The sequence below is a fragment of the Bradyrhizobium jicamae genome (assembly GCF_018130215.1).
In the GTDB taxonomy this organism is placed as follows: domain Bacteria; phylum Pseudomonadota; class Alphaproteobacteria; order Rhizobiales; family Xanthobacteraceae; genus Bradyrhizobium; species Bradyrhizobium jicamae_A.
This window is the reverse complement of record NZ_JAFCKQ010000005.1, coordinates 155,024-176,308: the sequence shown is the minus strand read 5'-3', so window position 1 is coordinate 176,308 and position 21,285 is coordinate 155,024. Positions and strand designations below refer to the sequence as shown.

Annotated in this window: 20 protein-coding genes; 13 read left to right on the top strand and 7 right to left on the bottom strand. The window is 64.0% G+C overall.

The window, feature by feature from the left end:
- The first annotated feature begins 79 nt into the window (after positions 1–79).
- Positions 80–712: a LysE family translocator gene (locus JQ586_RS09580; protein WP_212394278.1), complete on the top strand. Its 633-nt coding sequence runs from the start codon at positions 80–82 to the stop codon at positions 710–712.
- A gap of 47 nt (positions 713–759) precedes the next feature.
- Here the strand turns inward: JQ586_RS09580 and JQ586_RS09575 are convergent, their stop codons facing one another.
- Positions 760–1,386 carry a glutathione S-transferase family protein gene (locus JQ586_RS09575; RefSeq protein WP_212394277.1) on the bottom strand — a complete coding sequence of 209 codons (627 nt, stop codon included), beginning with the start codon at positions 1,384–1,386 and terminating at the stop codon, positions 760–762.
- A 189-nt stretch (positions 1,387–1,575) separates the two neighbouring features.
- Here JQ586_RS09575 and pyrE point away from each other — a divergent pair, with 189 nt between their 5' ends.
- Positions 1,576–2,139: an orotate phosphoribosyltransferase gene (gene pyrE, locus JQ586_RS09570; protein ID WP_212394276.1), complete on the top strand. Its 564-nt coding sequence runs from the start codon at positions 1,576–1,578 to the stop codon at positions 2,137–2,139.
- Between the two features lie 352 nt (positions 2,140–2,491).
- Complete coding sequence (locus tag JQ586_RS09565) at positions 2,492–3,241, top strand: DUF2865 domain-containing protein (RefSeq protein WP_212394349.1); 750 nt, start codon at positions 2,492–2,494, stop codon at positions 3,239–3,241.
- A 4-nt stretch (positions 3,242–3,245) separates the two neighbouring features.
- Here JQ586_RS09565 and JQ586_RS09560 read toward each other — a convergent pair whose 3' ends face one another.
- Positions 3,246–3,677, bottom strand: a complete 432-nt coding sequence (locus JQ586_RS09560; protein ID WP_212394275.1) for a hypothetical protein — start codon at positions 3,675–3,677, stop codon at positions 3,246–3,248.
- 179 nt (positions 3,678–3,856) lie between these two features.
- Here JQ586_RS09560 and JQ586_RS09555 point away from each other — a divergent pair, with 179 nt between their 5' ends.
- Positions 3,857–4,036, top strand: coding sequence for an RNA polymerase sigma factor region1.1 domain-containing protein (locus JQ586_RS09555; protein ID WP_212394274.1), 180 nt, complete (start codon positions 3,857–3,859; stop codon positions 4,034–4,036).
- A gap of 227 nt (positions 4,037–4,263) precedes the next feature.
- Here the strand turns inward: JQ586_RS09555 and JQ586_RS09550 are convergent, their stop codons facing one another.
- Positions 4,264–4,500, bottom strand: a complete 237-nt coding sequence (locus JQ586_RS09550) for a hypothetical protein (protein ID WP_212394273.1) — start codon at positions 4,498–4,500, stop codon at positions 4,264–4,266.
- 292 nt (positions 4,501–4,792) lie between these two features.
- On the opposite strand from JQ586_RS09550, the gene JQ586_RS09545 reads away from it, so the two are divergent.
- The 3 genes from JQ586_RS09545 to rocF all read left to right on the top strand — a co-directional run bounded on the left by JQ586_RS09545 (position 4,793) and on the right by rocF (position 9,374).
- Complete coding sequence (locus JQ586_RS09545; RefSeq protein WP_212394272.1) at positions 4,793–7,303, top strand: glycogen/starch/alpha-glucan phosphorylase; 2,511 nt, start codon at positions 4,793–4,795, stop codon at positions 7,301–7,303.
- A 186-nt stretch (positions 7,304–7,489) separates the two neighbouring features.
- Complete coding sequence (locus JQ586_RS09540; RefSeq protein ID WP_212394271.1) at positions 7,490–8,308, top strand: acyl-CoA thioesterase II; 819 nt, start codon at positions 7,490–7,492, stop codon at positions 8,306–8,308.
- An 88-nt stretch (positions 8,309–8,396) separates the two neighbouring features.
- On the top strand, positions 8,397–9,374 hold the full coding sequence (rocF, locus tag JQ586_RS09535) for an arginase (RefSeq protein ID WP_212394270.1): 978 nt from the start codon (positions 8,397–8,399) through the stop codon (positions 9,372–9,374).
- A 122-nt stretch (positions 9,375–9,496) separates the two neighbouring features.
- Here the strand turns inward: rocF and JQ586_RS09530 are convergent, their stop codons facing one another.
- Together JQ586_RS09530 and JQ586_RS09525 are read right to left on the bottom strand one after the other, a co-directional pair.
- Positions 9,497–11,113, bottom strand: a complete 1,617-nt coding sequence (locus JQ586_RS09530; protein WP_212394269.1) for a phosphoenolpyruvate carboxykinase — start codon at positions 11,111–11,113, stop codon at positions 9,497–9,499.
- Positions 11,114–11,814: 701 nt separating this feature from the next.
- The gene (locus JQ586_RS09525; protein ID WP_212394268.1) at positions 11,815–12,549 is read right to left on the bottom strand and encodes a HugZ family protein; all 735 of its coding nucleotides are present in this window, start codon (positions 12,547–12,549) and stop codon (positions 11,815–11,817) included.
- Positions 12,550–12,785: 236 nt separating this feature from the next.
- On the opposite strand from JQ586_RS09525, the gene JQ586_RS09520 reads away from it, so the two are divergent.
- From JQ586_RS09520 to JQ586_RS09500, 5 genes are all read left to right on the top strand, one after another.
- Entirely contained in the window at positions 12,786–13,487 is a 702-nt protein-coding gene (locus JQ586_RS09520; protein ID WP_139479670.1) for a response regulator transcription factor, read from the top strand.
- Between the two features lie 113 nt (positions 13,488–13,600).
- Positions 13,601–15,403, top strand: a complete 1,803-nt coding sequence (locus tag JQ586_RS09515) for a sensor histidine kinase (RefSeq protein ID WP_212394267.1) — start codon at positions 13,601–13,603, stop codon at positions 15,401–15,403.
- Positions 15,400–15,966: an HPr kinase/phosphorylase gene (locus tag JQ586_RS09510; protein WP_212394266.1), complete on the top strand. Its 567-nt coding sequence runs from the start codon at positions 15,400–15,402 to the stop codon at positions 15,964–15,966. Before JQ586_RS09515 ends, JQ586_RS09510 begins: the two co-directional genes overlap by 4 nt.
- Positions 15,967–16,053: 87 nt before the next feature.
- Positions 16,054–16,455, top strand: coding sequence for a PTS sugar transporter subunit IIA (locus tag JQ586_RS09505; RefSeq protein ID WP_021076632.1), 402 nt, complete (start codon positions 16,054–16,056; stop codon positions 16,453–16,455).
- A complete protein-coding gene (locus JQ586_RS09500) occupies positions 16,452–16,778 on the top strand; it encodes an HPr family phosphocarrier protein (protein WP_212394265.1) in 327 nt (108 codons plus the stop codon). Before JQ586_RS09505 ends, JQ586_RS09500 begins: the two co-directional genes overlap by 4 nt.
- Before the next feature lie 47 nt (positions 16,779–16,825).
- Here JQ586_RS09500 and JQ586_RS09495 read toward each other — a convergent pair whose 3' ends face one another.
- Together JQ586_RS09495 and JQ586_RS09490 are read right to left on the bottom strand one after the other, a co-directional pair.
- Positions 16,826–18,427 (bottom strand): glycosyltransferase family 39 protein, encoded by a 1,602-nt coding sequence (locus JQ586_RS09495; RefSeq protein WP_212394264.1) that lies wholly within the window; start codon positions 18,425–18,427, stop codon positions 16,826–16,828.
- 69 nt (positions 18,428–18,496) lie between these two features.
- A complete protein-coding gene (locus JQ586_RS09490; protein ID WP_212394263.1) occupies positions 18,497–19,264 on the bottom strand; it encodes a M15 family metallopeptidase in 768 nt (255 codons plus the stop codon).
- Between the two features lie 160 nt (positions 19,265–19,424).
- Between JQ586_RS09490 and lepA the strand changes: the two genes are divergently transcribed.
- Positions 19,425–21,236: a translation elongation factor 4 gene (lepA, locus tag JQ586_RS09485; RefSeq protein ID WP_212394262.1), complete on the top strand. Its 1,812-nt coding sequence runs from the start codon at positions 19,425–19,427 to the stop codon at positions 21,234–21,236.
- Positions 21,237–21,285: the final 49 nt, after the last annotated feature.

Genomic DNA, 21,285 nt, shown 5'->3' with positions numbered 1-21,285 from the left:
ATATTGCTCCGAGAGCAATTCCAGCATCGCCCTGCAACGGATCGCACGCTAGAAGCGTGAATCCCTCGCGAGACCAATCATGCCCCACACATCCGCTCTGCTCGGCTTTGCGCTCGTCTCCTTCGGCATGGTGCTGACGCCGGGGCCGAACATGATCTACCTGATTTCCCGCTCGATCACGCAGGGGCCGGCGGCCGGCATCGTCTCGCTCGGTGGCGTGGCGCTCGGCTTCGTGTTCTATCTGGTGTGCGCAGCGTTCGGCATCACCGCACTGTTGTTCGCGATCCCGTATGCCTATGACGCGTTGCGCTTTGCCGGTGCGGCCTATCTGCTCTGGCTCGCATGGCAGGCGCTGAAGCCCGGTGGCCGCTCGCCGTTCCAGGTCAAGCAGCTCAAGGTCGACGGCCCGCGCAAACTGTTCGCGATGGGCTTCGTCACCAACCTGCTGAACCCGAAGATCGCGATGCTCTATCTCGCGCTGCTGCCGCAGTTCATCGATCCCACGGGCAGCGTGTTGACGCAGTCGCTTGCGCTCGGCTCGATCCAGATCGCGATCTCGATCAGCGTCAATGCGACGATCGCGCTCGCCGCGGGCTCGATCGCGGTGTTCCTCGGCACCCGCCCGACCTGGCTTTTGGTGCAGCGCTGGCTGATGGGCACGGTGCTCACCGGGCTCGCGGTGAAGATGGCGTTCGAGGCGAGACGGGCGTGATCTCGCCCCTTATCTCGCCTCGTCCGCGGGGAGAGGGAGAAGAAAGATCAATCCAGCTTCGCCTCCATGCCCCGCTTCGTCGCCGGGCGGGCCATCAACGCGTCGTACCAGTGCTTGACGTTGGGGAAGTCGGCGAGATCGACCTTGTGGCGCGGGTGACGCCAGGCCCAGCCGAGGATGGCGAAGTCGGCTACCGAAAGATCGCCGGCGACGAAGTCACGGCCCGCGAGCCGCCGGTCCAGCACGCCATAGAGCCGGCGCGTCTCCGTCATGTAGCGCTTCAGGCCGTAGGCGCGGTCCTGCTCGTTCTCCAGCGCGATGAAATGATGCACCTGGCCGGGCATCGGTCCGAACCCGCCCATCTGCCACATCAGCCATTCATAGACCGGGATGCAATCCGCGAGCGGCTTGGGCAGGAACTTGCCGGTCTTCTCGCCGAGATAGAGCAGGATCGCGCCGGATTCGAAAATGCTGACGCGTTTTCCCCCGGGACCATCGGGATCGACGATCGCCGGGATCTTGTTGTTCGGGCTGATCTCAAGGAAGCCGGGCGCCATCTGTTCGCCCCTGGTGATGTTGACCGGGATCACCTTGTAGGGCAGCCCCATTTCTTCCAGTGCAACCGAGATCTTGCGGCCATTCGGCGTGTTCCAGGTGTGCAGCTCGATGGTCATTTCCGCTTCCCCGACATATATTTGGCGCCCTGATTAGGCGGAACCAGGCGGCGGCACAACCCGCGCCAGCCGCAAGCGGCCTTACCCAAATCGCGGCGCGGGTGCTGTTGACGGCCCGATATCCGCGCTGGAATGTGCCTGCCGGCGCCGATAGATTGCCGGCCGCCTCAAACCGACAGAGAAACCGCATTGTCCAGATCAGCCTCCCGCGCCCGCCTCGCCGAGATCATCCGCAAGCGCTCGTTCGGCCGCGGCGAGATCACGCTGGCGTCGGGGCGCAAAAGCGACTTCTACTTCAACCTGAAGCCGACGATGCTCGACCCCGAGGGCGCGGCCTTGCTCGCCGAGCTCACCTATGACGCGCTGAAGGACGACAATCTCGATTTCGTCGGCGGCCTCGAGATGGGCGCGGTGCCGCTGGCCGGCGCGATTGCGCAGCTCTCGTGGCTGAAGGGCCATCCGATCGCGGCCTTCTTCGTGCGCAAGAAGCCGAAGGAGCATGGCGCGCGGCTTTCCGTGGAAGGCCTCGCCAAGGGCGAAACGCTCGAGGGCAAGCGCATCGTGATCGTCGAGGACGTCACCACCACTGGTGGCTCGGCGCTGAAGGCAGTGGAAGCGGTCCGCGAAGCCGGCGGCGAGATCGCGCTGGTCTTCACCATGGTCGACCGCGAGGAAGGCGCGACCGAGACGTTTGCAGAGGCCGGGCTGCAGTTCCGGGCGTTGTACAAGGCCGGCGAGTTTTTGAGGGGCTGAAGCTCTCTATGCTCCATCGCCCCGCTCTTGCGGGGGTCGAGACGAGCGAAGCCCCTCTTGGAGGGCGGGGTGAGGGGCTCTATCCGCTATCGGGCCGATTCTTAGGACGTGTACCCCCTCACCCGGATTGCATCTGACGATGCAATCCGGCCTGTTCCCGCAGGCGGGGCGAGGTGAAGGAGAGCCGGAGGCCCGCCGCTTCTTTCCGGCCGTTCACCTGCGATCAATTGCTCATTTACCATCCCGCATTATGGTGAATCGCGCCGGCGGCAAGTTTCGCCGCGGTGTGTTGCGTCGGGTGGAGTTGGCGTTGCGTACAGAGTTCAATGATCGGCGTGTGCGGCGCCGCGCGATGCTTGCGGCCGCAACGCTTGTAGGGGCAATGGCCTGCTACCCCGCCCCCGTCTCGGCCGAAGGGCTGTTCGACTTCTTCTTCGGTGGCGCACAGAAGCAAGCCAATTTTTTCGCCGACCCGTTTGGAAACAACCAGCAGCCGGATCGTCCATCCGCCCCAGCGTCGGCGCCGCGCGTCGCAGGCTCCGGCCCTGCATTCTGCGTGCGCAGCTGCGACGGCAAGTATTTTCCGCTCACCATGCGCGGCAACGCCACGCCGGTGCAGATGTGCCAGGCGTTCTGCCCGGCGAGCGCGACCAAGGTCTATTACGGCAGCAACATCGACAGTGCGTCGTCGAACAGCGGCGAACGCTATGCCGACAGCGACAACGCCTACGCCTATCGCAAGGCGTTGCGCGCCGACTGCACCTGCAACGGCCGCGATCCGGCCGGCCTCGCGCCGATCGATTTGTCGCTCGACACTTCGCTGCGGGCCGGCGACGTCATCGCCACCGCCGACGGCCTGGTTGCCTACACCGGCATCCGCGTCGGCAACGACCAGGCCTTCGACTTCACGCCTGTCGCCTCCTATCCCGGATTGACCGCAGCGCTCCGCGCACAGCTCGGCGAGATGAAGGTCGCGCCGGTCAGCGCCGAGATCGCCGGCGACGCGCCGTTGCCGGAGACCAGAGGCGACGCCGCACCATCAGCCACCGTGACGCCGAAGACGCCGGCGCAGAAGCCCGCCAGGCGGGCGGACGCCAACTGAGCGCTCAGCGCGCCACGATCACGCCGATCACGTTCGGCGCCGCCAGATACTTGTCCTCGATCGCCGCGCGCGCCGCGGCGCGGTTCTCCGGGCTGAGGATGCCGCGCTTCTCGGCGAGGATCATCCAGCAATAGCCCCACCAATCCGTCAGCATGCCGTGATCGTCGACCAGGTCGTAGCCTGCCTCCGCCGCGAAGATGCGCGCATGAGCCTCATCGAGGGAGTCGAGCCAAGCGTGATCCTCGGCCGAGAAGAGCTCGTCGCTGAAATCGTCGGTAGTGTAGCCCCAAATCGACATGCAGACCGCGTTGAACTCGCGGTCGATCTGATCGTCGTCGATCCGTTGGCGTCGCGAGGCCTGATGAAGCCGCGACAGCGAGCGCGCGAAATCCGCAATGCGGGTGAGAGCGAACTGATCGAAGGCGATAGTGGACATGTAGTCCTCGCGGAGGCTGTTAGACCATAGATGTTGTATCGGCGCGTCGCCGAATCACAATGATATATCAAAGACTTACTAAAGTGTTCTTAATTTGTTCCGATGCATGACAGCACCCATGGATGAGAGATGCGAGACTCCGGCCCCTGATAGAGGGGCAGTTTTAGGAGGATCGCGGAATGGAACAGCAAGGCTTGATCCGACGAGCCATTGAACTTGGCCGTCATAGAGGCTTCGTCACCTTCGACCAGCTCAACACACTGCTGCCGTCCGTCACGACCGAGCCGGAAGATATCGAGGCACTCATGCAAGCGCTGAGCGAAGAAGGAATTGACGTCGTCGAGAGCGACCAGTCGTAGCCCGGATGCGGAGAGCCCCCAAAGCAATACGGGCCGCCGAGTGATGTCAGCGACCCGTATCAAAATTGCTTCGGAATGAAAAAATGCCCTGCCCCATGCCTGACAGCTGCTTTTGTAAACACCTGGTCAGGCGCTGAAAATCCGGATCATCACGGTGTTCCCGCGATTGAACTCGGACATCGCACGCGGACGCGCGCATCGCTCCTCTACTCAACCGGATTGCCGCTTCAGCTCGCTGCCGACAGCAGTTTGTCGCCGCACGCGTTCGCGTAGAACTTGCCCCCGCATTGCCGCTTGATCGCGGCGCAGCGGGTCGCGGCGGAGGCGTTTTGCGGGACGGTGAAGCCGCAGCTCAGGCCGTCGGCGCTGCGGCCGGTCTTGCCGGTGGCAAAGGCGGCGCTGCTGGCGGTGATGCAGATCACGAGCAGGGCCGCGGCGGCGATTTCAATCACCAGTCTCACCATGCTTCCTCCGCTAAATTGTCGCAAAGTCTCGGCTTTCGCGGCGGATGATAGCATCCGGCACGGCAGGTCTGAATGCCCGAAATCGGCCCGGTCCTTGCACAAAATCACGGCAGTGCGTTGCCCGGCAAGCTCTCGGCGGTTTCGATTGCAGTGCAACGCGGCTATCATTGCGGTAAGCATGATCCGGGGAGCGGGGACCGGCCTTCCCAAGGGGTCATGTTCACACAATGAATCATGATGCGGGCGCTTGATCGCGTCATGATCTCGACATCTGAACTGCGGGGACGGCGCATTGCAGGAACAAACAAATTACCCGGCACTGGACCAGCCGGTTGACGAGCTGGCACTGACCGAGATCAAGGGCGCGATCCTCGCCAAGCTGCGGCTTGCGATCGGCAAGGACGCAAGCATGGCGACCCGTCGCGACTGGTACAAGGCGGCGGCGCTGGCGCTGCGCGACCGTATCGTGCATCGCTGGCTCACGGCCGAGAAGCAGAGCTACGACGCCGGCGCCAAGCGGGTCTACTATCTCTCGCTCGAATTCCTGATCGGTCGCCTGTTCACCGACGCACTGAACAACATGGGACTGCTGCCGGTGTTCGAGGCCGCCCTCGGCGATCTCGGCGTCGACCTCGCCGACCTGCGCAAGTGCGAGCCGGACGCGGCATTGGGCAATGGCGGTCTCGGGCGGCTTGCCGCGTGCTTCATGGAGAGCATGGCAACGCTCGCGATCCCGGCGATTGGCTACGGCATCCGCTACGATTTCGGCCTGTTCCGCCAGATCGTCAATCAGGGCTGGCAGCAGGAATATCCCGACGAATGGCTCGCCTTCGGCAACCCCTGGGAATTCCAGCGGCCCGAGGTGGTCTACAACGTCCATTTCGGCGGTCATGTCGAGCATGCCGACGACCGCGGCCGCGATCGCGCCACGTGGCATCCGGCGGAAACCGTCGAGGCGATGGCCTACGACACGCCGATCGTCGGCTGGCGCGGCCAGCACGTCAATGCGCTGCGCCTTTGGTCGGCGCATGCGCCCGATCCGCTCAAGCTCGACGTCTTCAATACCGGCGACTACGTCTCAGCCAATGCCGAACAGGCGCGCGCGGAGGCGATCTGCAAATTCCTCTATCCGAACGACGAGAGCGCCGCGGGGCGCGAGCTGCGGCTGCGGCAGGAATATTTCTTCGTCTCCGCCTCGCTGCAGGACCTGATCAACCGGCATCTCTCCGCTGACGGTCAGCTGCGCAGCCTGGCGCAGAAGGCCGCCGTGCAGCTCAACGACACCCATCCGAGTCTCGCGGTCACCGAGCTGATGCGGATCCTGGTCGACCTGCACAATTTCCGCTGGGACGAAGCTTGGAAGCTCACCGTCGCCACGCTGTCCTACACCAACCACACGCTGCTGCCCGAGGCGCTGGAGACATGGCCGGTCGAGCTGTTCGAGCGGCTGCTGCCGCGGCATCTCGAGATCATCTACCGGATCAACGTGCAGCATCTGGCGCTCGCCGAAGAACGCTGCCCCGGCGACATCGAATATCGCGCATCGGTCTCCCTGATCGACGAGAGGAGCGGCCGCCGCGTGCGGATGGGGCAGCTCGCCTTCGTCGGCTCGCACCGCATCAACGGCGTCTCGGCGATGCATTCCGACCTGATGAAGGAGACCGTGTTCAACGACCTCCATCATCTCTATCCCCAGCGCATCACCAACAAGACCAACGGCATCACATTCCGCCGCTGGCTGATGCTGGCCAATCCGCGCCTGACCGCGCTGTTGCGCGAGACCTGCGGCGAGGCCGTGCTCGACGACTTCTCGCAGCTCGAACGGCTCGAAACCCACTCCAGCGATCTCGAATTCCAGCAACGCTTCCGCGACGTCAAGCACCACAACAAGCTGGCGCTGGCGCGGTTGATCGGCGAGCGCAACAACATCAAGGTCGATCCATCGGCGCTGTTCGACGTGCAGATCAAGCGCATCCACGAATACAAGCGGCAGCTGCTCAACATCCTGGAGACGATTGCGCTTTACCATGCGATGAAGGACGACCCGCAGGCCAATTGGGTGCCGCGGGTGAAGATCTTCGCCGGCAAGGCGGCGGCAAGCTACCGCTACGCAAAGCTGATCATCAAGCTGATCAACGACGTCGCCGAGATCGTCAACAACGACGCCTCGCTCGGCGGCAAGCTCAAGGTCGCCTTCCTCGCCGACTACAATGTCAGCCTCGCCGAGGTGATCATACCGGCCGCCGACCTCTCCGAGCAGATCTCGACCGCCGGCATGGAGGCCTCCGGCACCGGCAACATGAAGCTCGCGCTGAACGGCGCGCTGACCATCGGCACGCTCGATGGCGCCAATATCGAGATCCGCGACTGGGTCCAGCCCGAGAACATCGCGATCTTCGGCATGGAGGCCGGCGACGTCATGGTCCGCCGCAAGCAGGGGCTGGACGCCTCTGACGTGATCCGCAAATCGCCGCGGCTGGAGCGCGCGATCCGCGCGATCGAGAGCGGCGAGTTCTCGCCGGGCGATCCCGCCCGCTTCGCCTCGATCGGACACGCGCTGCGCTATCTCGACCATTACATGGTCTCGGCCGATTTTGATTCATACTACGAGGCGCAGCGCGGCATCGACGCGCGCTGGCAGGTGGCCCCGGCCTGGACCCGCGCCTCGATCCTCAACGTCGCGCGCATGGCGTGGTTCTCCTCCGACCGCACCATCCGCGAATATGCCGAGGACATCTGGCACGTGCCGATACACCCGACCGCGTCGCCACTGTCCGGCGCAAAGCGCGAGGCGCAGGGGTAATCCCGGGACGCGGAAATCGACTACGTCTGACGTCATTGAACTCCGCACCATTGCCGGGATATTGGTGCCCGCGCGACGCCATTGCGGGCGCAGCGAGGCAAGCCATCCAGATATGCGCAGCGATGGTTTGGTTCGTCGGCGCTCCTCGCAATGACGGCAGCGCGAGTTCTTGAACCAAGGATTTTCATGCTCACCAAGACCCCGCACCTTTTCGATGAAGCAACCGCGGTCACTGCCGGCGACAGCCGCTGGCAGGGGCGGACCAGCCCGGACTACTGGGCGTTCGTCGGTCCGTTCGGCGGCTGCACGGCGGCGACGATCCTGCGGGCGTTGATGCAGCATCCGCAGCGCGCGGGCGATCCGCTGGCACTGACCGTCAATTATTGCGCGCCAGTTGCTGAAGGCGTTTTCGATCTCGACGTCCGCCTGGTGAAGGCCAACCGCTCGAGCCAGCACTGGTCGGTCGAGATGACGCAAGGCGCGGGTGACGTCGCGACGCTTGCGACCGCTGTGTTCGCCGAGCGCCGGCCGTCATGGTCGCACCAGCCGGCCGCCTTTCCCGGCGCGACGCCTTTCGAGCAGCTTCGGCCCTATCCAAAACTCGCGATGACCTGGGCCAACCAGTACGACTTCCGTTTCGCCGAGGGCGAACCGAAGCTCGGTGGCGGCGCGGCGAAGGAACCATCGAGCGCCTATTCAAGGCTCTGGATCGCCGACCGCATGCCGCGCAAGGTCGACGCGTTGTCGCTGATGTCGATGTCGGATGCGTTCTTCGGTCGGGTGTTCCATGCCCGGCATGAGCTGGTTCCGTTCGGCACGGTGTCGCTGACGACCTATTTCCATGTCGATGCCGCCGACCTCGACGCCGAGGACATCACCCGCTTGCTCGCGGTGGCCGACGCCAGGATTTTCCACAAGAGTTACGGCGACCAGCACGGTGAATTGTGGTCGCCGTCGGGCCGCCTGCTCGCCACTACCACGCAAATCGCCTATTTCAAGGCGTAGAGCGTTTCGAGCGAGAGCGTTTTCGAGCGAAGTGGATGCCGGTTCGCGTGAAGAAAACGCGTCAAGCTCAAGGTGGGAGACCTGCCGCATGTCCGAAGCCGACACGTCAAAACATCAGCGCATCGCCCTGCTTGGTGTTCCCATCGAGATCGGCGCGTCGCAGGCCGGCCCGCTGATGGGACCGGACGCGCTGCGCACCGCGGGAATCGCCCGCCTGCTCGAGCAGCTCGGCTTCCAGGTTGACGACCACGGCAACCTTGCGATCCCGGCCGTCGTCAACGACGGCCCGGTGCCGGCAAACACCAAGTTCTATGACGAGGTGAAGACCTGGACCCGCGCATTGTCGGAACGCGCCTACTGGCTGGCACATTCAGGCGCGATTCCGATCTTCATGGGCGGCGACCACTCACTGTCGATGGGCTCGATCAATGGCGTCGCGCGCTACTGGCAGGAGAAGGGCCGGCCGCTGTTTGCGCTGTGGGTCGATGCGCATACCGACTACAACACGCCGGCCACCACGATCACCGGCAACATGCATGGCATGTCGGCGGCGTTCCTGTGCGGCGAGGACGGGCTCGACGATTTGCTGGGCGGGCTGCCGCGCGCCACGATCCCGCCCGACCAGCTCGATGTGATCGGCGCGCGCTCGATCGATCCGCTGGAGCGCAAACTGCTGAAGCAGCGCAACGTCTCGATAGCAGACATGCGCCAGATCGACGAGTTCGGCGTCGCCGTGCTGACCCGCCGCGTGATCGACCGCGTGCGGGCGAAGAACGGCGTGCTGCATGTCTCGTTCGACGTCGACTTCCTCGATCCATCGGTGGCGCCCGGCGTCGGCACCACGGTGCCGGGCGGAGCCACCTATCGCGAGGCGCATCTGATCATGGAGTTGCTGCACGATTCCGGGCTGGTGCGCTCGCTCGATATCGTCGAGCTCAATCCCTTTCTCGACGAGCGCGGCCGCACCGCGCGCGTCGCGGTCGAACTGATCGGCAGCCTGTTCGGCCTGCAAATCACCGACCGCCAGACGCCCACCAACGCGGTGCTGCCCGAGATGGGTGAGTAGCGCGAACGGGGAATAGCGAAAGGGCGGAGGTCCGTTCGCTATTCGCAACTCGCTATTCGCTTCTCTCCGGCAACAAAAAGGCGGCCTCGAAGGCCGCCTCTTCATTGCGAGATTCGTGCGGCCTACTCCGCGGCGAGCTTCACTTCGGGGGCGGCGGCACGGACTTCGGCGTCGACCTGCGCTTCGAACTTGGCAAAGTTCTTCTGGAACATGCCGACCAGCGCACGCGCGGTCTTGTCGAACTCGGCCTTGTCAGCCCAGGTCTTGATCGGATCGAGGATGTGCGGCTCGACGCCCGGCAGCGAGGTCGGCACCGCGAAGCCGAAATACTTGTCGGTGCGGAAATCGGCGTTGCGCAAGCTGCCGTTGAGGGCTGCGGTTAGCAGTGCCCGCGTCACCCTGATCGGCATGCGACGGCCGGTGCCGTACTTGCCGCCGGTCCAACCGGTGTTGACCAGCCAGCAATCGACATTGTGCTTGGCGATCAGCTCGCGCAGCAGATTGCCGTAGATCGAGGGATCGCGCGGCAGAAATGGTGAGCCGAAGCAGGTCGAGAATTCCGGCTGCGGCTCGTTACCGAGGCCACGCTCGGTGCCTGCGACCTTCGCGGTGTAGCCGGACAGGAAGTGATACATCGCCTGCGCCGGCGTCAGCTTGGCGATCGGCGGCATCACGCCGAAAGCGTCGGCAGCGAGCATCACGACGTTCTTGGGATGCGGCGCGCAGCCGGTGCGCGAGGCGTTCGGGATGAAATCGAGCGGGTACGCCGAACGGGTGTTCTCGGTCTTCGAGCCGTCGTCGAAATCGGGAACGCGGGTGCGTTCGTTGAGCACGACGTTTTCCAGCACCGCACCGAAGCGTTTGCTGGCCGCGTAGATCTCGGGTTCGGCCTCGCCGGACAGCTTGATGCACTTGGCGTAGCAGCCGCCTTCGAAATTGAACACGCCGTCTTCGCTCCAGCCGTGCTCGTCGTCGCCGATCAGCGTGCGCTTGGGATCGGCCGAGAGCGTGGTCTTGCCGGTGCCGGACAGGCCGAAGAAGATCGCGGTGTCGCCGTCGGGACCGACATTGGCCGAGCAATGCATCGGCATCACGCCCTTCTCGGGCAGATAGAAATTCAGCGTCGTGAACACGCTCTTCTTCATTTCGCCGGCATAATAAGACCCGCCGATCAGGACGATCTTGCGGGCGAAATCGATGGCGACGACGTTCTCCGACTTGCAGCCGTGACGTTTCGGATCGGCGCGGAAGCTCGGCAGGTCGATGATGGTGAGCTCTGGAACGAAGTCCGCGAGTTCCGATGCCTCGGGGCGGATCAAGAGCGTGCGGATGAACAGCGAATGCCACGCGAGTTCGGTGAAGACGCGCGTCTTGATGCGGTGGGTCGGATCGGCGCCGCCGTAGAGATCCTGCGCGAACAGCGTCATCCCTTCGGCATGCTTGAGGAAATCGGCATGGAGCGTTGCGAACTGCTCTGATGTGATCGACTGGTTGCCGGCCCACCACATCGACCTGTCGGTCAGGGCGTCGCGGACCGTGAACTTGTCCTTCGGGCTGCGGCCGGTGAATTCACCGGTATCCGCGCAGAGCGCTCCGTCGGCCGAGAGCACTGCTTCTCCGTTGCGCAGCGAGTGCTCATAGAGCTGTGGCGCACCATAGTTCCAGTGAACGCCCTTGAGATTTTTTAAGCCGAATTTGTCGGCGCCGAAGGCACCGTTATGCACGCCCATTTCTTGCACGAAGAACCTCCTCGAACCCGCGTATCCTTGTTCGCGCGAATCTCTCAAAACGCGCCATGCCGCGGTGACCGTCTTGTGAATATAGCCTTCCGGCCCCAGTCCGGCGACCTAATAGTGAGGAACACCGGGCTTGCCAAGCTAGTCGACCGGGTTTTGGTTTATTCCAAGGCAGGCACGTCATCGGACGCAAATGCTCGCCGCAGTGCGATGGTATTTCGTTTTGCTTTCGCTTTCCTGTCGTTTCCCCGCGAGTTACGCGACTTCCGCCGTTGTTTTCCGGGAAACTACGGCATTTGCGATGCACAAACGGTGCCACCTTGGGTAGTCGCTGCGCAGCGCCGAAGGTAACGAGAATGGCGGCCATGCATTTCGTGCTGTATCGTCCGAGCGTGTCGGTGCAAGCGACGCGGAAAGCGCCCGCACGCGCGAATGGAAGACGCGTTGCGCAAGATCGGTCAACGCTTCGTCGCAAGGCTTGGCTTCGGCTATCGTGTTGCATGCTGATAGCGCTACCGGGTCGACATTGAACTTCCAGCTGCATCGTCGAACGCGATGATCGTCTCGCAATGCGCAGGCCCCGCGAAGGTTCCGCGACACCATGATGATTGCGCTATCAACGTCAAAGCGTATGCCTCGAAAGGTCTCTGCGAATCGGCGATCGCGCATCGCGTAATGTTCGACGTGATGCCGGCCGAACCGCGTCAACCCTTGCCGCGCGCTTCGCCAGCGAGGCGGACAAGCATCCTGCGCAGCCCGCTGCCGTCGGTGACCTTCTCGGGGAAATCGAGCCGCAGTGTCCTGCGATCGGCCTGCATATCCATACCCTCGGGGTCGCAGCCAATGCAGGTCCAGTCCGCGCTCTCCGCGCCGAGCAGGCGCGTGGCGTAGAGATTCATCGCCTCGCGGTGGTCCTCGTTCATGTGGGTCACCGCCCCCGGCTCAGCCTCCAGCAGATCAGAGGCCGCGCCAAGGTCGGTCAGGAACTGCTCCGGCCGGAGATCGACAATGCGACCAAATCCGGCCACCAGGTGGGCGCCGGTCGGCCTAATCCTGAAAAACGAAAAATCCTTAAACGCCACAAAGGCTTCCGCCGACGGATGGGCCGCAAGATAGCGCCTGCGGACAAGTTCGGTCTCGCCGTCAGCTGCCACCCCGGCATGTCCAGCCAGCATGACGCGGGCGCCCTCCAGCGGGTCGCCCGCGGCGCGCTCGTCGAGCATCAGCGACACCCGGCCGTCGGCCAGGATGTTCTTCGTATGCAGCGCCAGCCGTGAAATCAGAAGAATCGGCGAGCCGTCGGGGTGGCTGGCCAGATTGACCAGCGAGCAATAGGGGTCGCCGCTACCGGGCATCAGCGTGGCAAGCGCCCCCTGGCGGCTGCGGCGCAGCAGCGAGCGGGCAAGGCGGGCGGGGTCGAAGTCGGCGGTCGGTTGCATCGGTCTGTCACGTCATCCTGTTGCAGAATGGGCTCTTTTTTGCTGCAAAAAGGGCCTTTTCTCACGGTGTCAGGGTGCTATATGGGGTCAAACGCATGGGCCGCAGAAGCGTTTTTGCGGAACTCGGTCACACTTCAGCCCAGCTTGCACTGCTCGTTGACCGCGTTGGAAGCCCATTTATGCGGCGCGTCGCTGGATTGCCCGCCGTTAAGCCACTCTCATTGTGAAAGCAGCACATGCCCACAATCGCTCTGGTCGACGACGACCGCAACATTCTCACTTCCGTCTCGATCGCGCTGGAAGCCGAAGGCTATCGCATCATGACCTATACGGACGGTGCGTCGGCGCTGGATGGTTTCCGGACCTCGCCGCCCGACCTTGCGATCCTCGACATCAAGATGCCGCGCATGGACGGCATGGAGACGTTGCGCCGGCTGCGACAGAAGTCCGACCTTCCGGTGATCTTCCTTACCTCCAAGGATGAAGAGATCGACGAATTGTTCGGCCTCAAGATGGGCGCCGACGATTTCATCCGCAAGCCGTTCTCGCAACGCCTGCTGGTCGAGCGCGTCAAGGCCGTGCTCCGCCGCGGCCAGCCGAAGGACCCGACCGCGCCGCCGAAGGAGCCCGATGCGCGCGCGCTCGATCGTGGCCTGCTGCGGATGGATCCGGAACGCCACACCTGCACCTGGAAGAACGAGCCGGTGACGTTGACCGTGACCGAGTTCCTGATCCTGCAAGCGCTCGCCACCCGCCCCGGTGTGGTGAAGAGCCGCAATGCGCTGATGGATGCGGCCTATGACGACCAGGTCTATGTCGATGACCGCACCATCGACAGCCACATCAAGCGGCTGCGCAAGAAGTTCAAGGTGGTCGACGATGAATTCGAGATGATCGAGACGCTGTACGGCGTCGGCTATCGCTTCAAGGAAGCCTGATCTGCGCTTCCACAACAGCTTGTTGACTGACACGGCCCGCGCGAGTGAGGTAGACTGGCGCGGGCGATTGATTGCATCGCGGGACGACATCCAACCAACCGGCAGTTTTGCCTGTGCTTGATCGAACGCTGCCTGAGCAGGGCCTGAACAGCGAGGACACGCAGTCCATCGATCAGGACCTTGTCATCGACGAATCGCCGGACAAGGGCTGGCGGCGCCCGCTCGGCTGGCTGCGCCGCGCCGGCCAGTTCTTCTTCGCACTGTCGTTCTCGAGCCTGACCCGCCGCATCGTCTCGCTCAACCTCGCCGGCCTCGTCGCGCTGGTCGCGAGCATCCTCTATCTCTCGCAATTCCGCGCCGGCCTGATCGAGGCGCGCACGCAGAGCCTGATGGTCTATGCCGAGATCATCTCGGAGGCGATCGCGGCCTCCGCCACCGTCGAGGGCAACACCGTTACCATCGATCCGGATCGGCTGCTCGACCTGAAGCCCGGCGAGAGCTTTGGCCAGCCTGACGAATCGGCCGATTTCCCGATCAACCCGGAGCGCGTCGCGCCGATCCTGCGCCGCCTGATCGCGCCGACCAAGACCCGGGCACGCATCTTCGATCGCGACGGCGGGCTGATACTCGACAGCCGCAATTTGTTCGCCCGCGGTGACGTGCTGCGCTTCGAACTGCCGCCGCCGTCTGAAAAGCCGTCGCTGTATGAGAAGACCAAGACCGCCATCAAGACCTGGTTCAACCGCGGTGACCTGCCGATCTACAGCGAGCTCGGCCCGGAGGGCGGCAAAGGCTATCCCGAAGTGGCGCAGTCGCTCGAGGGCGTCAACAGCAGCATGGTGCGCGTCACCGAGCGCGGCGCGGTGGTGGTGTCGGTCGCCGTCCCCGTGCAGCATTTCCGTGCGGTGCGCGGCGCGCTGATGCTGACCACGCAGGGCGACGACATCGACCAGATGGTGATGTCCGAACGGCTCGCGATCCTGAAGATCGGCGGGGTCGCCTCCGCCGTCATGATCATGCTGTCGCTGCTGCTCGCGAGCACGATCGCAGGTCCCGTGCGGCGGCTCGCCGACGGCGCCGAACGCATCCGCCGCCGCATCCAGACCCGCGTCGAGATCCCCGACTTCACCGGGCGCCGCGACGAGATCGGCCATCTTTCCGGCGCGCTGCGCGACATGACCAACGCGCTCTACAGCCGCATCGAGGCGATCGAGATGTTCGCCGCCGACGTCGCGCACGAGCTCAAGAACCCGCTGACCTCGCTGCGCTCTGCAGTCGAGACGCTGCCGCTGGCGCGCAACGACAACAGCCGTGCACGGCTGCTCGCCGTGATCGAGCACGACGTCAAGCGGCTCGACCGGCTGATCTCCGACATCTCGGACGCCAGCCGGCTCGATGCCGAATTGCAGCGGCAGGACATGGCGCCGGTCGATCTGCGCCGGCTGCTGACGACATTGACCGGAGTTGCCAACGAGACGCGGCTCGGCCACGACGTCGCCGTCGAGGCGCGCTTCGAGGGCCGCGGCGCAATCGACACGTTCTCGGTGCCCGGCCATGACTCGCGGCTCGGCCAGGTGATTTCGAACCTGTTGTCGAACGCACAGTCGTTCTCCAAGCCCGGCCAGAAAGTGCGGATCGTCTGTCGCCGAGTTCGCGGCGAGGTCGAGATCATCGTCGACGACGACGGACCCGGCATCGGCCCGGATGCGCTGGAGCGGATCTTCGAGCGCTTCTACACCGACCGCCCGCACCAGGGCTTTGGCCAGAACTCCGGGCTTGGCCTGTCGATCTCCAAGCAGATCATCGAGGCGCATGGCGGACGCATCTGGGCGGAGAACCGCCTCGGCCCGGTCGATGAAGACGGCCAGCTCACGATGGCCGGCGCGCGCTTCGTCGTCAGGTTGCCGGCACAATGAGCCGCAAGACCAGCGTGCACGCGACGGCCGTTCTGGTCGGCAAGCGCGCTGTGCTGATCCGGGGGCCATCGGGCACCGGCAAATCGCGCCTGGCATTCGATCTGATCCTCGCCGGCCGCACCGGGCAGCTTCCCCCGGCCATTTTGGTGGGTGACGACCGTGTCTATCTCGACACAGCCGGCGAACAATTGTGGGTACGCCCAACGTCGGAATTGGCCGGCCTGATCGAGATCCGGGGCCTCGGAATCCGCCGCTGCGACTTCGTCGCCGAGGCTGTGGTCGGCCTTGTCGTCGACCTCGCCGCTGACGACGCGGAGCGGGTGCCGCCGCCGGATGCTCTTAAAACGAGCATCAACGGTGTTGAATTACCGCGAATCCCCGTCTCGGCTAGTTTCCTACCCCTGCCACTGGTTGTCGCCGCGCTAACGACAACCGAAAGTTCATGTTCCCGTAACCTTGCGGCCGATTGTGGGAAGGGAATTGGTAACCATATCACATCCACAATCGCGTCCGATTTGATCGGCGCAGCCTCCCATCTCTACCGCCAGGAACAGGGAGACTAGCCAAGAAGCCCCCTTGCGCGGGGGCTCTGGATGGTCAAAGTGGCGCGTTCGTGCGGTGCACCAAAGGGCGCCCGCGAGGAGTTTCCAATGATTGGTCTAGTGCTGGTGACCCATGGGCGCCTTGCCGACGAGTTCAGGGCGGCGCTCGAACACGTAATGGGTCCGCAGAAGCAAATTGAAGCAATTACGATCGGAGCCGAGGACGATTCCGATCTCTGTCGAAGCGACATCATCGAAGCGGTGAATCGCGTCGACAGCGGCGACGGCGTCGCCATCCTCACCGACATGTTCGGGGGTACGCCGTCCAACCTTGCGATCTCCTGCATGAGCCGCCCGAAGGTGGAAGTGCTCGCAGGCATCAATCTCCCCATGCTGGTCAAGCTTGCCAAGGTTCGCGAGGAGCGCTCGTTGCCCGACGCGATCGCGATGGCCCAGGAAGCCGGCCGCAAATACGTCACCATCGCCAGCCGCGTTCTCGCCGGCAAATGAGCGACGAGGCACCGGGCGCGAATCAGGCGGGCCCGGGCGTGCCTGCAGACGCAATCTCCCGCGAACTCTTGATCATCAACAAGCGTGGCCTGCATGCGCGGGCCTCGGCAAAGTTCGTGCAGATGGTCGAGCGTTTCAACGCCGAGGTCTGGGTCACGCGCGGCGGCGAGACCGTCGGCGGCACCTCGATCATGGGCCTGATGATGCTTGCGGCCGCCCCCGGGACCACAATCGTGGTCTCCGCAAAAGGTCCCGAGGCCGAAGCCGCACTCGAGGGCATCGCCGAGCTCGTCGCCAGCAAGTTCAACGAGGAAGGCACATAGGCGCCGCGCGTGCGGTGCGCTACCTCGCCCCGCTTTGCGGGGAGGCATCACTTCGCTGGCGGCACCAGATAGACTTTCCAGACGGTCGACGGGCCGGGATGGCCACCGAAGAAGCGTTGCGTGGTCATCACCAGCTGCTCCGCGCCCTTCGCATGCTCAGCCATCCAGGTCTCGCAAGGCGTGCGGTATTCCGGCTCCGCGGTGTCGCAGATGCCTATGAAGCCGAGGCGTTTGGCTTCATCAAGCGAGGTCAGTCCCGACGACCACGCCTCGTCAGGCACGATCGCCGCCGGATGATCCGGGCTGTAGAACGTCATTGGTTCGCCGACGTCAGAGCGTGCGGCCACCACCGCCCATCGTGAATGGAATTTGGTCTGCCAGGTCTCGGTCAGTTCACGGGCGAGCTCCGAACGCGCGGCATAGGTCGACGCGCCGGCGTGGCTCGAGGTCATCTCACGCCTGGCGATCGCGGGCGCCGCGAACAACATACCGACCGTGACCACGAACCAGATTACGGTGATCGCCAACAGCGCCGTGCGCGAGATTCGCAGCCAAGGAATCGCGACCAGCGCCAGCGGCAGCAGGAAGAACAGCGGGATGCCCCAGTCGGTCTTGATGTAGACAGTGAACGCCAGCGCGCCGAGCGGCGGCCCGATCGCCACAATCGATTGTATCAGCCAGATGTTGAGTGCCTGCGGCGGATTGACGCCCGGATCGGGTTCATGCAGCCATATCCGCGCCGGACGCCATCTGAGCGAGCTCAATGACAGCGCCAGCAGGCCGAGCAGGACAGGCACGGCAAGCAGCGCAAGATTGTGCCCGACATAGCCGATCACGAGCTCGACGTTGAGCGCGCGGTTGGACAGCGAATAGACGTCGCCGGCATAGGTGAGCGGCAGGAAGTCCACTTCCTCGAGCCAGACCAAATGCGGGATCATCGCCACGGCCATCGTGCCGATCGCGACCCACGGCGCGGGCGAGCGCAGAAACTGCATCCGCTGCGGATGGATCAGCGCGGCAAGTCCAATCGCGCCGATCACCGTCAGCACCCAGTATTTGGCCATCAGCGCCAGCGCCGCGGCAAAGCCGAGCCAGAGGCCCGATTTCACGCTGCGCTTCTCGAACGCGTTCAGATAGGCCAGCACCAGCAGCGGCAGCGGCACCAGCTGCGCGAGGTCGGCATTGAATTTGAAGCCCTTGAAATTGAAGATCGGGTAGAGCGCGAGCATCACCACCATGAAGAACGCGCGGCGCCGGTCGACGACCCGCAGCGCGATCAACCAGCACACCACGAGCGCGAAGCTGAGGGTCGCCATAGCCAGCGCGTAGGTCGACCAGTTGGTGATCGGAAACAGCCTGAACCAGACGCCGGCGATCCAGCCCGACAGCGGCGGATGCTTGCCATAGCCGAGTAGGAAGCGCTGGCCCCAGGCATAGGCCTCCGCGACGTCCATGTGCACGTCCTGCGCGGCCTTGAGCTTGACCAGGATCAGCGTCCACAGCACCGCGTGGACAAGCGCGAAGCTGATCACGAGCCAAAGGCCGGTTTTGCGATCGGTGGCGCGCGCGGCGAGCCATGCGGCGAGGCGGCGGATGGACGCCCGGTGCTTCGCGCGCCGCGCGGCAGGGAGGTAGGAGGCAGTCGACATGGTCCCGTGCCTAGCGCGTTTTTGCACCGAGTGAAATCAGCTTGGCGTGAACGACGGCCGCTTCCGGACTCATTTGCCGAAGAGTTCCGGACGGTATTCGAAGTGCATGGTATCGTAATGGTACCACTTGCCGCCCCAGATGAAGCCGTGACGTTCGAAGGTGTCGACGATCTGCTGCGGCATCCTGTTCTTGTAGGCAATGGTTTTGGCTTTGCTCTTGCCCGCCCATAACCAGTAATCCGAAAATTTCAGGTTGAGGTCGATGGCAGCCGCATAGCCGTGCATGCTGGTCCGGCCGGTATCGGCGACCGCACGGCATGACAGCACGCCGGCGATCGGAAACGCGGCTGCGCGCACCGCGGGTTCGAGCGCATCGATTTCGGCGGAGACCTGCTTGAGCCGCTCGGCCACGCCGTTGACCCGCGTGACCTGGACCGGCTTGCCCCATGAGCGCGGCAGCCAGATGATCGTCACGAGATTGCGTTTGACCTCGCCCGCGTTGCAGTCGCCATACATCTTCTTGAAGAAAGCCTCGTTGCGGAATCGGCCGGGATCGACATTCAGGGCCGGCGGAGCAGACGCACCGACGGGATAGGGCAGCCGGATCTGGTCGAGGATCGAGGCGTTCCGCAGCATTTGATCGAACGATTTGTCGGCAATGCCGTCGTCGACCGGCATGACCGTGCCGTCGCGCCAGGTGATGGTGTCGTCGTCGTGGCCGGACAGCGCATCGGGATAGGCACGGACGAGGCGGTCGAGCTGCTCGCTCCTCGTTTCGGCATGGGAACGCATCGGCATCAGCGCGAGCCATCCGGCGGCGAGAAGGGTCCAGCGCATCGAAAGGTCCCGGATTTCAGGCCGCCAGACCTAACAGAAACAGGCCCGAAAATCGATCACGCCAGGCCCATGGGCCTGCTCCGGCGATTCGCCGTCATGCCCCTGCAAAATACCGCAATTTGGTTGCCCGCGCGGGGGTGCGGATGCTATCCCGCGCCCCATGACAACTGCCCCGATTTCCAACATCCGCAACTTCTCCATCGTCGCCCATATCGACCATGGCAAATCGACCCTGGCCGACCGCCTGATCCAGATGACGGGCGGGCTGTCGGACCGCGAGATGGCGGGCAAGGAGCAGGTGCTCGATTCCATGGACATCGAGCGCGAGCGCGGCATCACCATCAAGGCGCAGACCGTGCGCCTCAACTACCGCGCCAAGGACGGCAAGGACTACATCTTCAACCTGATGGACACGCCCGGCCACGTCGACTTCGCCTACGAGGTCTCGCGGTCGCTGGCGGCCTGCGAGGGCTCGCTGCTCGTGGTCGACGCCAGCCAGGGCGTCGAGGCACAGACGCTCGCCAATGTGTACCAGGCACTCGACAACAATCACGAAATCGTGCCGGTCCTCAACAAGGTCGACTTGCCGGCCGCAGAGCCCGAGAAGGTCAAGCAGCAGATCGAGGACGTGATCGGTATCGACGCATCCGACGCCGTGATGATCTCGGCCAAGACCGGGCTCGGGGTATCAGACGTGCTGGAGGCGATCGTCACCCGCCTGCCGCCGCCGAAGGGCGATCGCGACGCGACCCTGAAGGCGCTTCTGGTCGACAGCTGGTACGACGTCTATCTCGGCGTGGTCGTGCTCATTCGCGTCGTCGACGGCGTGATGAAGAAGGGCCAGCGCATCCGCATGATGGGTACCGGTGCGGCCTATGACATCGAGCGCGTCGGCTTCTTCACGCCGAAGATGGAGCAGGTCGACGAACTCGGCCCCGGCGAGATCGGCTTCATCACCGCGGCGATCAAGGAAGTCGCCGACACCCGCGTCGGCGACACCATCACCGATGACAGGAAGCCGGTCAGCGAGATGTTGCCGGGCTTCAAGCCGGCGATCCCGGTGGTGTTCTGCGGCCTGTTCCCGGTCGACGCCAACGACTTCGAGACGCTGCGCGCCGCCATGGGCAAGCTGCGGCTCAACGACGCCAGCTTTTCCTTCGAGATGGAAACATCAGCCGCACTCGGCTTCGGCTTCCGCTGCGGCTTCCTTGGCCTGCTGCATCTGGAGATCATCCAGGAGCGGCTGTCGCGCGAGTTCGACCTCAACCTGATCGCGACCGCGCCGAGCGTGATCTACCGGATGAAGCTGACCGACGGCACTGAGCTCGAGATCCACAATCCCGTCGACATGCCCGACGTGGTGAAGATCGCGGAGATCGACGAGCCCTGGATCGAGGCCACCATCCTCACCCCTGACGAATATCTCGGCAGCGTCTTGAAGCTGTGCCAGGACCGCCGCGGCGCGCAGAAAGAGCTGACCTATGTCGGCTCGCGCGCGATGGTGAAGTATGACCTGCCGCTCAACGAGGTGGTGTTCGACTTCTACGACCGCCTGAAGTCGGTCTCCAAAGGCTACGCCTCGTTCGACTATCACCTTACCGACTACAAGCCGGCCGATCTCGTCAAGATGCAGATCCTGGTCAACGCCGAGCCGGTCGACGCGCTGTCGATGCTGGTGCATCGCACCCGCGCGGAGGGCCGCGGCCGCGCCATGGTCGAGAAGATGAAGGAGCTGATCCCGCCGCACATGTTCCAGATCCCGATCCAGGCGGCGATCGGCGGCAAGGTGATCGCACGTGAGACCGTCCGCGCCCTGCGCAAGGACGTCACCGCGAAGTGCTACGGCGGCGACATCACGCGCAAGCGGAAGCTTCTGGAGAAGCAGAAGGAAGGCAAGAAGAAGATGCGGCAGTTCGGCAAGGTCGACATCCCGCAGGAAGCCTTCATCGCCGCGCTGAAGGTCGATAGCTAAGGCGAACGCTCGGCAGCATCGAGCTGCGGGGCAAGGAAGCCTATCTCGA